The organism is Streptomonospora nanhaiensis (assembly GCF_026642255.1).
GTDB classification, from domain to species: domain Bacteria; phylum Actinomycetota; class Actinomycetes; order Streptosporangiales; family Streptosporangiaceae; genus Nocardiopsis; species Nocardiopsis tropica.
Window position 1 is genome coordinate 3,617,138 of sequence record NZ_CP113264.1, and the last position, 14,158, is coordinate 3,631,295.

Annotated in this window: 13 protein-coding genes; 7 read left to right on the top strand and 6 right to left on the bottom strand. The window is 70.5% G+C overall.

Annotated features, from left to right (window positions below; translation table 11 throughout):
- The first annotated feature begins 131 nt into the window (after nucleotides 1-131).
- Complete coding sequence (locus OUQ99_RS15680; RefSeq protein WP_267950195.1) at nucleotides 132-1,397, top strand: sensor histidine kinase; 1,266 nt, start codon at nucleotides 132-134, stop codon at nucleotides 1,395-1,397.
- Nucleotides 1,349-1,996, top strand: coding sequence for a LuxR C-terminal-related transcriptional regulator (locus tag OUQ99_RS15685; protein WP_267944492.1), 648 nt, complete (start codon nucleotides 1,349-1,351; stop codon nucleotides 1,994-1,996). Before OUQ99_RS15680 ends, OUQ99_RS15685 begins: the two co-directional genes overlap by 49 nt.
- A 58-nt stretch (nucleotides 1,997-2,054) precedes the next feature.
- On the opposite strand, the gene OUQ99_RS15690 is transcribed toward OUQ99_RS15685, so the two are convergent.
- The 5 genes from OUQ99_RS15690 to OUQ99_RS15710 form a co-directional block, all read right to left on the bottom strand.
- The gene (locus tag OUQ99_RS15690; RefSeq protein ID WP_267944493.1) at nucleotides 2,055-4,013 is read right to left on the bottom strand and encodes an AMP-binding protein; all 1,959 of its coding nucleotides are present in this window, start codon (nucleotides 4,011-4,013) and stop codon (nucleotides 2,055-2,057) included.
- Between the two features lie 142 nt (nucleotides 4,014-4,155).
- Nucleotides 4,156-5,463: a multidrug effflux MFS transporter gene (locus OUQ99_RS15695; protein WP_431061420.1), complete on the bottom strand. Its 1,308-nt coding sequence runs from the start codon at nucleotides 5,461-5,463 to the stop codon at nucleotides 4,156-4,158.
- Between the two features lie 147 nt (nucleotides 5,464-5,610).
- Nucleotides 5,611-6,048: a DUF3037 domain-containing protein gene (locus tag OUQ99_RS15700; RefSeq protein ID WP_267944494.1), complete on the bottom strand. Its 438-nt coding sequence runs from the start codon at nucleotides 6,046-6,048 to the stop codon at nucleotides 5,611-5,613.
- On the bottom strand, nucleotides 6,045-6,812 hold the full coding sequence (locus tag OUQ99_RS15705; RefSeq protein WP_267950399.1) for a HipA family kinase: 768 nt from the start codon (nucleotides 6,810-6,812) through the stop codon (nucleotides 6,045-6,047). Before OUQ99_RS15705 ends, OUQ99_RS15700 begins: the two co-directional genes overlap by 4 nt.
- A gap of 332 nt (nucleotides 6,813-7,144) precedes the next feature.
- Entirely contained in the window at nucleotides 7,145-7,855 is a 711-nt protein-coding gene (locus tag OUQ99_RS15710; protein WP_267944495.1) for a hypothetical protein, read from the bottom strand.
- Between the two features lie 149 nt (nucleotides 7,856-8,004).
- On the opposite strand from OUQ99_RS15710, the gene OUQ99_RS15715 reads away from it, so the two are divergent.
- From OUQ99_RS15715 to OUQ99_RS15735, 5 genes are all read left to right on the top strand, one after another.
- Nucleotides 8,005-9,072 carry an AAA family ATPase gene (locus OUQ99_RS15715; RefSeq protein WP_267944496.1) on the top strand — a complete coding sequence of 356 codons (1,068 nt, stop codon included), beginning with the start codon at nucleotides 8,005-8,007 and terminating at the stop codon, nucleotides 9,070-9,072.
- Between the two features lie 4 nt (nucleotides 9,073-9,076).
- A complete protein-coding gene (locus OUQ99_RS15720) occupies nucleotides 9,077-10,045 on the top strand; it encodes a DUF58 domain-containing protein (RefSeq protein ID WP_267944497.1) in 969 nt (322 codons plus the stop codon).
- A gap of 77 nt (nucleotides 10,046-10,122) precedes the next feature.
- Nucleotides 10,123-11,070, top strand: coding sequence for a VWA domain-containing protein (locus OUQ99_RS15725; protein WP_267944498.1), 948 nt, complete (start codon nucleotides 10,123-10,125; stop codon nucleotides 11,068-11,070).
- A gap of 141 nt (nucleotides 11,071-11,211) precedes the next feature.
- Nucleotides 11,212-11,952, top strand: coding sequence for an HAD family hydrolase (locus tag OUQ99_RS15730; RefSeq protein ID WP_267944499.1), 741 nt, complete (start codon nucleotides 11,212-11,214; stop codon nucleotides 11,950-11,952).
- Nucleotides 11,949-12,722 carry an NUDIX hydrolase gene (locus OUQ99_RS15735; RefSeq protein ID WP_267944500.1) on the top strand — a complete coding sequence of 258 codons (774 nt, stop codon included), beginning with the start codon at nucleotides 11,949-11,951 and terminating at the stop codon, nucleotides 12,720-12,722. Before OUQ99_RS15730 ends, OUQ99_RS15735 begins: the two co-directional genes overlap by 4 nt.
- 37 nt (nucleotides 12,723-12,759) lie before the next feature.
- Here the strand turns inward: OUQ99_RS15735 and OUQ99_RS15740 are convergent, their stop codons facing one another.
- The gene (locus OUQ99_RS15740; RefSeq protein WP_267944501.1) at nucleotides 12,760-14,025 is read right to left on the bottom strand and encodes an APC family permease; all 1,266 of its coding nucleotides are present in this window, start codon (nucleotides 14,023-14,025) and stop codon (nucleotides 12,760-12,762) included.
- Between the last annotated feature and the right edge of the window lie 133 nt (nucleotides 14,026-14,158).

Below are 14,158 nucleotides of genomic sequence, written 5' to 3' on the forward strand. Positions count from 1 at the left end.
CCCGCCCCCACCAGGGCGGGCCACACCCATGCCCACCCCCAAAAAAGGGGAGCCACCACCACCGCAACCACCACCCACCACAAGCCAGAATGGACACCACACACCACACCAGCAGGAACGGAAGAACACCCATGGCCACCGCACCCCACCACCGCGCAGGCCGCCTCACCACCCTGGCCTACCTCTTCCTCCTGCTCTCCCAGAACATCGCCGCCCTCCTCCTGCTCCCCCTCGTCCTCGCCTCCGCCATCCTCACCCTCTTCTGGATCGGCCTCCCCTTCGTCATCCTCACCGGCACCCTCCTACGCACCCTCGCCGACAGCCAACGCCGCACCCTCGGCCACCTCCTCCCCAAAGGCCCCATCCCCTCCGCCTACCGCCCCATCCCCCCAGGAGGCCTCACCCGCCGCGGAACCACGATCATCACCGACCCCGGCACCTGGAAAGACCTCCTCTGGCTCATCGCCGGAACAGCCAACATCACCCTCATCGCCATCCCCGGCGCCCTCATAGGCCACGCCCTCTACCAACTCCTCTTCGCCCTCGGCCTCGCCGGCAACGCCCTCTACAACACCTACGCCCCCACCACACTCACCGACCAACTCATCCTCCTCGCCCCCTCCGCCCTCCTCCTCACCCTCGGCCTAGTCCTCCTCCCACCCGCCCTCGACATCTACATCCGCTTCAACCGCCTCCTCCTCGCCCCCTCCGAAAAAGCCCGACTCACCGCCCGCGTCGCCCACCTCGCCACCAGCCGCGCCAACACCATCGACACCCAGGCCTCCGAAATCCGACGCATCGAACGCGACCTCCACGACGGAGCCCAAGCCCGACTCGTCGCCCTCGGCATGCACCTCGGCATGGCCGAACAAATCGTCGAACAAGACCCCCACACCGCCCGCACCATGCTCACCGAAGCCCGCGAAACCACCCGCCACGCCCTCACCGAACTCCGCGACCTCGTCCGCGGCATCCACCCACCCGTCCTCGTCGAACGAGGACTCCACGGAGCCGTCCACGCCCTCGCCCTCACCCACCACCTCCCCATCACCGTCACCATCGACCTCGACGGCCGCCCCGCCGACCCCGTCGAATCCGCCGCCTACTTCGCCATCGCCGAACTCCTCACCAACACCGCCAAACACGCACACGCCACCCAGGCCTGGATCCACATCAACCACGGCCGCAACCGCCTCGTCATCACCGTCACCGACAACGGAACCGGCGGCGCCGACCCCGCCCCCGGCAGCGGCCTCGCCGGCATCAGACGACGCCTCGACGCCTTCGATGGCACGATGAACATCACCAGCCCACCGGGCGGCCCCACCATCGTGACCCTGGAGATCCCGTGCGCGTTGTCATCGCCGAAGACCTTGCCCTCCTCCGCGACGGACTGATCAGACTCCTCGAAGCACACGACTTCACCGTCGTCGCCGCAGTCGACAACGGACCCGACCTCCACACAGCCCTCACCGAACACAAACCCGACGTCGCCGTCGTCGACGTCCGACTCCCCCCCACCTTCACCGACGAAGGCCTCCAAGCAGCCATCGGAGCCCGCGCCCAGATCCCCGGACTCCCCATCCTCGTCCTCTCCCAACACGTCGAACAGCTCTACGCCCGCGAACTCCTCTCCGACGCCGAAGGCGGAGTCGGCTACCTCCTCAAGGACCGCGTCTTCGACATCGGCCAGTTCATCGAAGCCGTCCGCCGCGTCGCCGCCGGCGGCACCGCCATGGACCCCGCCGTCATCTCCCAACTCCTCGCCCGCCAGGACCAGAGCGGCCCCCTCGCCCAACTCACCCCCCGCGAACGCGAAGTCCTCGCCGAAATGGCCGAAGGACGCTCCAACTCCGCCATCGCCGGACGCCTCTACATCACCGAAAAAGCCGTCAGCAAACACATCAACAACATCTTCACCAAACTCGACCTCCCCCCCTCCTCCGACGACAGCCGCCGCGTCCTCGCCGTCCTCGCCTACCTCAACGGCCAATAGACACAAAAAACCGCGGCCCCCGGCAACAACACCGAGGGCCGCGGCCACCACCACACCACTACCGATCCCGACGCGCCCGATACAACCCGTCGATCTCCTCCGAAAACGCCCGCAACACTGCCTCACGCCGCAACTCACCCGAAGGCTGCACCAACCCCGACTGCACCGTGAACTCCTCAGCCAACACATGGAACGACCGCACCGCCAAATGCCGCGGCACGCTCCGATTGGCCTCATACACCAACCCCTGCACCTCACGCAGCAGATCACGATCCCCCGCGATCTCCTCAGGCGCCATCGCCAACGGCCGACCGTTCACCAAACGCCAGTACTCCAACTGATCACGCACCAACGTCACCAGAGCACTCGCGAACGGACGCCCCTCCACGATCACCAGCACCTGACTGATCAACGGATGAGCACGCAACCGCGCCTCGAACTCCGCCACCAGCTCCGCGTCCCCCCGCTCCACCGGCTCCTCCACCGCCGGCAACGCAGCAACCGCCGCAACCGGAGAAACCGCCGGCTCCACAACCCGCCCCACCAAAACCGGCTCCGACTCCGACGACACCTCCAACTCCGCCACGGCCCCGGACACGAACCGCCCGGGCACCTCCACCGAAGCCGCCTGCGGACGCAACCGCCCCACCACACTCACAAAACCGTCCCCGTCCACCTCCACCGCGAACCCCGTCGCCAACCACCCCTCACGGAACGCACTCCGCGTCGCCTCCTCATCCCCCCAATAACCCGAGAACACGCCCCCGCCACGCACATGGGCCTCACCCTCCCGCGAAACCCACACCTCCCGACCGCCAACCGCACGCCCGACCGTCCCCGGCACCCGCTCCCCCACACCGGCCGCCGCGAACGCCCCCGCCGTCTCCGCCGTACCGAACACCTGGAACACCGGAATCCCCACACCGCCGAAGAACGAGTCCAACCGGTCCGACAACCCCCCGCCCCAGCACACCGCCAAGTGCACCCGGTTCCCCAACGCCTCACGCAACCTCGCGAACTGCCAGTCGTACATCGACCTCGACAACCGCTGCCAGGCACCCTTCCTCGGCGACCGGTCGAACTGCACCGCCGAATCCACCGCAGAATTGAACGTCCCCAACGAGTCCCACCCCGTCGAACGCGCACTCCCGCGCTCGGACTCGAACACCGACTCCAACAACCCCGCACCACACACCAACACCGTCGGCCGGAACACCTCCGCCCCACGCAAGAACCCACCCGGCCCCGCCAAACCCACACGCACACGCCCCACCATGCACGCCAACAACGAAGCCAACCCCTGAACCTGCGACAACGGCAGATCCAACAACGCACTCGCCCGCCCCGCCGGCAACTCCGACAACCGCGGCCACACCCGATCCACCACACCCGCCGCAGACGCCAACAACGCCCCGTGCGACAACACCACACCACGCATCGAACGCGACACCGTACTCACCGGATACAGCACCACCGCCGCATCCTCCGGCATCGTCTCGTCCCGCCTGAACCGCACCGACGACGCATCCATGTACTGGCCCAACGAGACGATCCCCTCCAGGCCCGCCTCCATCCGCCACACACGACCCAGATCCGGCAACTCACGCTGCAACCCCGTCGCAGCACGCAACAACCGATCCCCCTGGATCACCGCCGCCGCCGGACGCGTCTGCCGCACCACATGCGCCACCCGCTCCACCGAAGCCGACTCCGGCAACGGAACCAGCACACCCCGCACCGACCACACCGCGAACGCCACACGCACCCAGTCCTGATGCGCCGAAGCCGCCACCAGGACACGGTCCCCCGCCCCCACCCCGGCAGCCACCAACCCCTTGGCCACCGCCGTCACCTCGGTCGCGAACTCACCCGCCGTGACCCGCTCCCAGCCACCCTCACCCCGGGGCACCGAGAACACCTCCGCATGGGCGTCGGAGTTCGCCACCCCATAGACCAGGTCACTCAGACCCGAAAGGCCCACAGCCCACGCACCAGGGGTGTCACTCGGCTCGCCCATACCAATTCATCCTCTGCCACATCGGAAGACGGGCCCACACAAGACCAGACCCGCCTCAATCGGTGAATTGTGACCTACTGTGCCCACAATCCACACCCCACGGCAACCTGGCACCACGACCCGAACCCCAACACCCCCGGGATCACCGAACCTTCGCACGCACCGTCCACACATACGCCGCCAACGACAACGACGCAGCACACACCATCACCACCGCCATGCTCAACAACGACGCCTGCCCCGAAGGCGTCATCCCCGCCAACGCCGCCACACCACCACCCAGCGCGAACTGCAACGACCCCATCAACGCCGAAGCCGTACCCGCCACCGAGACCGGCTGCCCGTCAAGAGCCGTCACCGTCGCATTCGGCATGATGAAACCGACGCTGAACATCATCAACGCCAACAACCCCACAGCCGTCCACAACGACGCCACACCCACCGACGCCAACACCGCGAGCACACCCACCGAAGCCAGAGCCATCCCCAGCCCCAACCCCAGACGCCGCAACGTATCCACACGACCCACCAGGAAACCGTTCGCCTGCGTACCCGCCATCATCCCCAACGAGTTCACCGCGAACAGCCACGCATACGTCTGCGGCGACGCACCGAACTCCTGCTGCGACACGAACGAGAACGCCGACACATACGTGAACAACATCCCGAAACTCAGACCCAGCGTCAGCACCGGACCCACGAAACGCGGCTGACGCACCAACCCCGCCACCGTCGACAACAACTGACGCGGCCCCTGACGACGACGCGCCTCCACCGGAAGACTCTCCGGCAACCACACCAGCACCAACACGAAACTGACCGCCGACATCACCGCCAGCACCCAAAAACTCACCTGCCACGGACCCACCAGCAACAACTGCGCACCCGCCAAAGGCGCCAACAGCGGAGCCAGCATCATCACCAGCGCCAGACGCGAGAAGAACCGCACCGCGTCATCACCGGCGAACAGGTCACGCACCACCGCACGCGAAATCACCGCACCCGCAGCACCCGCCACACCCTGCACGAACCGCAACACGATGAACGACGTCACATCCGGCACGAACACACACAGCACCGACGTGACCGTGAACACGGCCACACCCACCAACAAAGGACCCCGACGCCCCCACGCGTCACTCATCGGCCCCAGGATCAACTGCCCCACGGCCAGACCCAGCATCATCGAGGTCAGCGTCAGCTGGATCTGCGCCTCACCCGTCCCCAGAGCCCGCGTGATCTCCGGAAAAGCCGGCAGGTACATGTCGGTCGCCAACGGCCCCGTGGCCGTCAGAACACCCAGCACCATCACCAACAGCGCGATCGACCTACGCGACCGCGTCCAAGGCACGGTCCGGGACACAGCAGGACTCTCGGACGACGACAGGTTCTCGGACCTCTCACCCGCCCCCTGCGCAGGGGGCGAGGCGGGGGAGTTCGGGGACTGCACAGGCGCTCCAGCTCAAGAAAGAGGAAAAGGGGGCCGCGTGGGAGCGAACCCACAGGCATGGACCACTCCATACCAACACCCCAAAGGGACGAATCGCTCCCCCGCCGACCGACCAATCGCCTGTGATGTCCGTTACCAACCCGTGCGTCACCGCACCAGGCGATCCAACAACCTCTCCAACTCCGCCTCCGGATCCTCCGCCAACCCCCCGTGAATCGGCCCCGGCTGCACCACCGTGCTCCGCGGAGCGGTCAACCACCGGAACCTCTGCCCCGGCCGCTCACGCCCCGCAGCACCCGCCCCGGCCCCACCCCGGCACATCGCCTCCACCGCCTCCAGCGCACGCCGCACACCGGCCACATCCACCCCCGGCGACACCGCACGCAGACGCCCCTCGTCCAACGACCACCGGGCCGCCAGGAACCCCCGCTCCTGGCTGTACACGATCACACCGGCGTTCACGCACTCACCGCGCTCCAGACAGGGAACCACCCGCAACAACGCGTACTCGAACACCACCCGGTCACGCTCCACGCCCACACGCCCCGTCGTCACCGCATCGCTGTAACGCCTCACGTCGCTCACCCCGCCACCCCCGGCAGCCACGAACGGTCGGCCACACGCGCCGACAGGTGCTTCACGTACGCCTCCCGCACCTCCTCCGGGGCGCCGAACCCCGGCTCGTCCACCAACCACTCGTCAGGCACCAGCCCCACCACACCCCGCAGCAGATCCTCGTCCACCAGGGGGGCGAACTCCTCGTCCGCCGCGGCCACGTCGGGCGAGAACCCCGACAGGACGTGGTCGGCGGCATCGTAGGCACGACCCACGAAGCGGTCGGCGCCCGACCAGTTGTGATGGAAGATCAGCGTCGCACCGTGGTCGATCAGATAGGGACTCCCGTGCCACAGCAGCATGTTCGGGTTGCGCCACGAACGGTCCACGTTGCCCGTGAGCGCGTCGAACCACAGGACCCGCCCGGCGAACCCCGGGTCCACCTCGAACGTCAGGGGATCGAACCCGAGCGACCCCGGCAGGAAGTCCATCCCCAGGTTGAGCCCGCCACTGGCCTTGAGCAGCGCCTGCACCTCCTGGTCGGGCTCACCGCGGGCGATCACCGCGTCGAAGTCCACCAGGGCCAGCTCGGGAACCGGAAGCCCCAGGGCCCGGCCCAGCTCCCCGGCGACGACCTCCGCGACCAGGGTCTTGCGCCCCTGGCCGGCGCCGATGAACTTGACCACGTACATCCCCAGGTCGTCGGCCTCGACCAACCCCGGGAGCGAACCACCTTCGCGCAGCGCGAGCACGTATCGCGTCGCTATCACCTTTTTCAGCACGCGGACCAGCATAGGCACCGGCCCGCCGACGCCCGGACACCGCGGCGCTCAGATCTCCGGTAGGAGGAGCGCGCCTCCGCCCCTCCCCCGCCTACCGGGTCCCTCCCCGGCGGGCCCACTGAACGACGCTGAACACGTTCCAGGCCCCTACCCCTCCGACCACGACACGCCCGGCTTCTCCGGCATCGGAAATTTTAGAAGGGGGCGGCGTAGCCGCACGAATCAGGTTCTCTGTTCTGTTTTTACAGAAACAGCGGCCCACCTTTACGACGTAGATTTTTGTGATGGGACAAGAAGGGGCGCGGACCTGTGCCGCGCCCCCGGCAATCTCCCCCGACCCCCGGTCAGAGGTTGTCCTCGGGCTGCTCGCCCCACTCCCCGTCGCCCTCCCCCGGCGTCGGTATCGGCTGGGAGGGTCCGCTCCCCCCGTCCTCACCGGGGGTCGGCTGGGCCTCCTCCCCCTCGCCGCCCTCCTCCTGTTCCGCCTCCGAGGGCTGCGCCGGCCCCGGCATCTCGGGCGGCGGGAACTGGAGCATCCACCAGTACAGGAGCGACACCAGCAGCAGGAGCAGCAGCAGGACCAGGCCCAGGCCGCCGATCAGCCACCAGTTGCCCCTCCCCGACTCCACCGCACTGCCCCCGCGCGAGGCCCACGGCGCCCACCGCACCGCGGCCCCTCCCCGCGAACCCGCCCAGTGCGGCATGACCACCGGCCCGTGCTCGGACACGCGCCCCGACCTGGCAGCCGACTCCAGGAAGTCCTCCGCGCCCCGGCCGGAGCCGTCGTAGGGCACCGCCACCCACAGGGGCGAGCGCCCGTGGGTGCGCGCCGCCACCACGTCCTCGCTCCCCTTGACCGCCTCCACGAAGCGGGAGCGCGCCGAGCCGTCGCCGCCCGCGCCCGAGTCGAGCACGGCCACGCTGACCCGGTCCCCCGCACCGTCCCGTCCCAGGTACACCACTCCCAGGGAGGAGTCGCGCAACCTTCCCAGGAGGCGGTAGCCGCCCAGCTGGCGCGGATCTCCCTCGTTCAGTCCCATCGTGGGAACCGCCATGTCACGCCCCCTTTCCCGTCCCCACCCGGTCCGCTCCGCCGCGTCGTGTACCGGACCGGCGGCCGCGAAGCAGGTAGTGTCGCCACAGGTGAGTGATCCACAACCTATCCGGTGCCCCTCCCGGGGGCTCCCAGCCAGGAAGGCGGGACATGGCAGAAACCTCACCCGGAAACGGCTCAGCGCCCCGGTCGGGCTCCGAGAGCGCGCCGGGCGAGCCGACCAGGCTGCTGCGCGCGGCGCTGCACGAGGTGTCCACGGTCATCGTCGGCCAGGAACGCATGGTGGAGCGCTCCCTCATCGCCCTGGTCGCCAAGGGCCACTGCCTGATCGAGGGTGTTCCCGGCATCGCCAAGACCCTGGCCGTGTCCACCCTGGCCAAGGTCACCGGCGGCTCGTTCACCAGGCTCCAGTTCACTCCGGACCTGGTGCCCTCCGACATCGTCGGAACGCGCATCTACCATCCCTCCACCGAGAAGTTCGACGTGGAGCTGGGGCCGGTGTTCGCCAACTTCGTGCTCGCCGACGAGATCAACCGCGCCCCCGCCAAGGTCCAGTCGGCCCTGCTGGAGGTCATGGCCGAGCGGCAGGTGTCCCTCGGGGGGACGACCTACCCACTCCCCTCCCCCTTCATCGTCATCGCCACACAGAACCCGGTCGAGTCCGAGGGCGTGTACCCGCTGCCCGAGGCCCAGCGGGACCGGTTCCTGATGAAGGTCGACGTCGGGCACCCCCGCGCGCACGAGGAGATGGAGATCCTGCGGCGCATGTCCAGCAGCCCTCCCACGGCACACCAGGTCCTGGACCCGGTCACGCTGGGCGAGCTGCAGTCCGACGCCGAGCGCGTGCACGTCCACCAGCTCATCGCCGACTACGTCGTGCGGCTGGTCATGGCCACCCGGGAGCCGGAGGCCTACCAGATGCCGGACCTGCGCCAGGTGCTGGAGGTGGGCGCCAGCCCGCGCGCCACCCTGGGCCTGGTGGCCTCGGCGCGGGCCCTGGCCCTGCTGCGCGGGCGCGACTACGTGCTCCCCGACGACGTTCGCGTGCTCGCCCACGACGTCATCGCGCACCGGCTGGTGCTCACCTTCGACGCCCTTGCCGACGGGATCACCCCGGCCCAGGTCGTCGACCGCATCCTGTCGACCGTCCTGGCGCCCCGTGTGATCTGGGACGAGCCTCCCAGCGGAGAGACCGCTTCCCTCGCCTCCCCGAGGTGACCCCGTGACCACTCCGGCGATCGGCACCGATCCCCGACTCCGCGCGGCACTGCGCCGCCTCGACCTGAACATCGTCCACCGGCTGGAGGGGCTGCTGCACGGCGAGCACCTCGGCCTGCGGCTCGGCCCGGGCTCGGAGGCCGCCGAGGCGCGCCTCTACCAGCCGGGCGAGGACGACGTGCGGCGCATGGACTGGGCCGTCACCGCGCGCACCGACACCCCGCACGTCCGCGACCTGGTCGCGGACCGGGAGCTGGAGAGCTGGACCCTGCTGGACCTGTCGCCGAGCATGGACTTCGGCACCGGTCTGCGCTCCAAGCGCGACGTCGCCGTCGGCGCGATGGTGGCGGCGAACCTGCTGACCCAGAAGGTCGGAGACCGGTTCGGCGCCCACTTCCTGCACCACGGCAGGATCCGGCGCTGGCCTGCCCGCTCGGGCAAGGAGGCGCTGCTGGCCCTCCTGGCCACGGTGGCCGCGGCCCCGACGGGCGACGAGCGCGCCCCCTCCGCCGACCGGGCGACCCTGGCCGACGCGCTCACGGACCTGGTCCGCACCCGTCGGCGCCGGGGCCTGCGCGTGGTGGTGTCGGACTTCCTGGACACCCCCGCGTTCGGCGGTGAGATCGGCTGGGAGCGGCCCCTGCGCCAGCTGGCCTCGCGGCACCAGGTGCTGGTGGTGGAGGTGGTCGACCCGCGCGAACTCGACCTCCCGGAGGTCGGGGACGTGACCATGCGCGACCCCCGGTCGGGCCGGGTGCGCGACGTGCGGCTGACGAAGGCGGTGCGCGAGCGCTACCGGCGGGCCGCGGCCGACCAGAGGACGGCGGTGCGCGACGCCCTGCGCCGGTGCGGGGTGCACCACCTCCTGCTACGAACCGACCGGGACTGGGTACTGGATACGGCACGGTTCGTCATCCACCAACGGCGCACCGCGCACCACCTGGCCCGCCACACTCCGGGGTCTCCCCGGTGAGAGCGGAGCACGATGGAACCGAACGAGGGCGCGGGGCCGGACCCGCGGGACAGTGCCGACGCACGGGGGACTGAGCGATGACCTTCCTGGAGCCCCAGCGGCTGTGGTGGCTGCTCCTGATCGTCCTGGTGGTCGGGGCGTACGTGTTCGCGCAGAACCAGCGGCGCGAGTACACGCTGCGCTTCACGAACCTGGCGCTGCTGGACCAGGTGGCGCCGCACCGCCCCGACATCCGCAGGCACGTCCCGGCGGTGCTGTTCGTGTCCTCCCTGGCGGTCCTGATCGCCTCGATGGCCCTGCCGGCGATGCCGGTGGAGCAGCCGCGCGAGCGGGCGACCATCATGGTGGCCGTGGACGTGTCGCTGTCGATGGCGGCGACCGACATCGAGCCCGACCGGTTGCAGGCGGCCAAGGAGTCGGCGCAGGGGTTCGTGGAGACGCTCCCGGACCGGTTCAACGTGGGGCTGGTGGCGTTCTCCTCGACGGCGACGGTGGTGTCCTCGCCCACGCAGGACCACCAGGCGGTGATCGGGTCGATCGAGAACCTGCAGCTGGGGCCGGGCACGGCCATCGGCGAGGGGGTGTTCGCCTCCCTGGAGGCGATCAGCAGCTTCGACGAGGACTCCGAGGAGGACCCGCCCCCGTCGGCGATCGTGCTGCTGTCGGACGGGGAGAACACCAGCGGGCGCGACATCGTGCAGGCCTCCGCGACGGCGGCCGAGCAGGAGGTGCCGGTCTCCACGATCGCGTTCGGCACGGGGGCGGCGATGATCGAGATCGACGGGTACCAGGTGCCGGCCGACATCGACAAGGACGCGCTGCGCGGGCTGGCGCAGGAGACCGAGGGCCACTTCTACGAGGCGGAGAGCGAGACGGAGCTCAACGAGGTCTACGAGGACATCGGCTCGTCCCTGGGCACCGAGCTCGTCCACGAGGAGATCGTCACACGGTTCGTGCTGGTCGCGATCATCCTGGGACTGGCCACCGCTCTCACGTCCCTGCTGTGGTTCCAGCGGCTTCCGTGACGTCGGCGGAGTGCGGAAACCGGTCGTAAACCAGGACTTCGGTGACGTTGGTCACAACCCTTTAGGTGGGGTTTACACCATTTATGTTATGTCCAGGGGTTAGCGTTGGCATGTTTTGTCAGGCCACCCTGTTGAGGAACGATGCCGAACCTACCCGCACCGCCGACCGCCATCTGCTTCGATCTGGACGACACCCTCATCGACGACACCGGGGCCTCGTCCCAGGGGCTGCGCGCGGTCATGGAGCGGCTCGGACACCCCGACTTCGGCGCGGCCCGCGCCCTGTGGGACGTGCAGACCGAGATCTCCTTCGCCGCCTACCTGCGGGGAAACCTCAGCCTGGAGCAGCAGCGCCGCGAGCGCGTCCGCGCCCTGGCCGTCCAGGCCGGGCACGCCGACATCGCCGACCAGCACTGCGACGACCTCTACCGGCTCTACCTGGAGGCGCACCGCTCCGCCTGGAGGGTCTTCCCCGACACCGTCGCCGCCCTCAACGCCCTGGGATCGGCCGGCTACCGCCTCGCCGTGCTCACGAACGGGGCCGAGTCGCTCCAGCACGCCAAGCTCCAGGCCCTGGAACTGACCCCCTACTTCCACGCCGTCGTGTGCGCCGACACCGCGGGGGCGGGCAAGCCCGACCCGCGCATCTTCCACATGACCGCCCAGCGCCTGGGCGTGGACCCCGCCGCCTGCTGGCACGTGGGCGACCAGATCCAGTCCGACGGCGTCGGCGCGGTCGCCTCGCGGATGCGCCCGGTGCTGATCGACCGGCACGGCCGGCCGCGCGTCGAGGGCGTGACCACCATCGGCGGCCTCGACGAGCTGCTGCGCATGGTGGGCCTGGGCGCGCCCGGCCTGGCGCCGGCCGCGGGGTCCCTGTGACAGCAGTCCCCCCGGAGGTGCCCGCCCGGCGCGTCACCGCGCACCTGCTCACCGGGGGCCCCTCCGTCCTCGGCGCGCGCGTGCTGTTCGGGCAGGACCCGGCCGACGTGGTGCGCGAGCTGGGCGGGCTCTCCCCCCACACGCCCCTGGTCGCGGTGGACGTGCTGACCGAACTGGTGCAGGCCCCCGACGGCACCCCCCTGCACGTGGAGCGGGTCGTCTTCGCCGAGGCCGGGACCGCCCCGGCGGACGCCCCGCAGGGCGTGCTGGCGCCCTCGGCCGCCGAGCTGCTGCCCGAGGAGGAGCTCCCCGAGGACACCCGTCCCCGCCTGCGCCGGTTCGCCTCCTACGGGATCGTCACCGACCCCGCCGGGCGCATCCTGCTCAGCCGGATCGCCGAGGGGTTCCCCGGCGGCGGCACCTGGCACCTGCCGGGCGGGGGCGTGGACGCGGGCGAGGACGTGCGCACCGCGCTGCGGCGCGAGGTGGCCGAGGAGACCGGGCAGGACGGCGAGGTCGGGGAACTGGTCACCGCCGCCAGCCACCACCGGGTCCCGCCGACCGGTTACGAGATCTACGCCGTGTGGGCCTTCTTCCGCGTGTACGTCGCGAACCCCGGGCCGGCCCGGGTGATGGAGGAGAACGGCTCCACCTCGGACTGCGGCTGGTTCGAGCCCGGGGAGGTGGCCGGGCTGCACCTGTCCACGACCGCCCGCAGGGGCCTGGCCCACGTGGTCGCGGGCGACGGCCGGTCGGCCCCGCCCCGCTGAGGCGGCGCGTGCCGCCGGGGAGGCCCGCCAGGGCCGGCTAGCGCAGCGCGAGCCGCTCGCGCAGCCACCACAGGCCCGCTCCGGCGGCCAGGACCGCCATCCCGGTGATGACCGCCGGCAGCGGCAGGCTGCACGCCAGGACCACGCACCCCACCAGCCCGGTCAGGGGGACCAGCAGCGGCGGGCGGGTCTCGTCGGGGCCCAGCCTCAGCGCCGACGCGTTGGTGATGGCGTAGTACACCAGGACGCCGAACGCCGAGAAGGCGATCGCGCCGCGCAGGTCGGCCACCAGGACCAGGACGACGACCGCGGCCGCGACGGCGATCTCCGCGCGGTGCGGCACGCCGTGGCGCTCGTGGACCGCGGCCAGGGCGCGGGGCAGGTGCCCGTCGGAGGCCATCGCCGCGGTCGTGCGCGAGACCCCCAGGACGAGGGTGAGCAGCGCGCCCAGGCTGGCCACGGCGGCGCCCGCGGCCACCACCGGGACCATCCACGGGAACCCGGCCACCTGGACGGCGTCGGCCATCGGCGCGGCGCTGGTCGTGAGGCGCTCGCGCCCCAGCACGATCAGCAGGCCGGTGCCCACGACCAGGTACAGCGCCAGCACGCCGCCCAGGGACAGGGCGATGGCGCGGGGGATGGTGGTCCCGGGGTCGCGCACCTCCCCGCCCAGTGTCGCCACCCTCGCGTACCCGGCGAACGCGAAGAAGATCATCCCGGCCGCACCCAGCACGCCGAAGGAGCCGGGCCAGGGCCCCAGGCCGTCGACCTCGGCCACGGCCGCCAGCCGGCCGCTGAGCAGCATCGTGACGACGACGGCGGCCAGGACGGCCAGGACCGCGCCCAGCATGAGCTTGAGCACCAGGGTCGAACGTCTCAGGCCCCGGTAGTCGAGGGCGGTGACCGCGACCACCGCTGCCACCGCCAGGGGCTTCTCCCAGCCGGGCAGGACGTAGGCGGCGAAGGTCAGCGCCATGGCGGCGCACGAGGCGACCTTGCCGACGACGAAGGACCAGCCCGCCAGGTAGCCCCACAGCTCCCCCAGGCGCTCGCGCCCGTAGACGTAGGCCCCGCCCGACTCGGGGTGGCGGGCGGCGAGCCTGGCCGAGGAGACGGCGTTGCAGTAGGCGACGGCGCCCGCGATCAGGATGGCCACGGGCAGCCACGCCCCCGCGCCCAGGGCCGCGGGGGCGAAGACGGAGAAGACGCCCGCGCCGAGCATCGAGGCCGCACCGATGGCGACGGCGTCGACGGTACCGAGGACCCTGGCGGGTCTGGCCTGGGGCCCGGAAGGGGTGGTCAACGGGGTCTCCTTGCGTGAGTACTCCCGGCTCGCGCCGGACGGCGACGCGCTTCTCCCCGGAGTTCCTCCGGCAAAAGCACAGCGGTACCTCGGAACGTGACGTCGGGCCTTGTGCTGCTCGGGTGAATCCGCC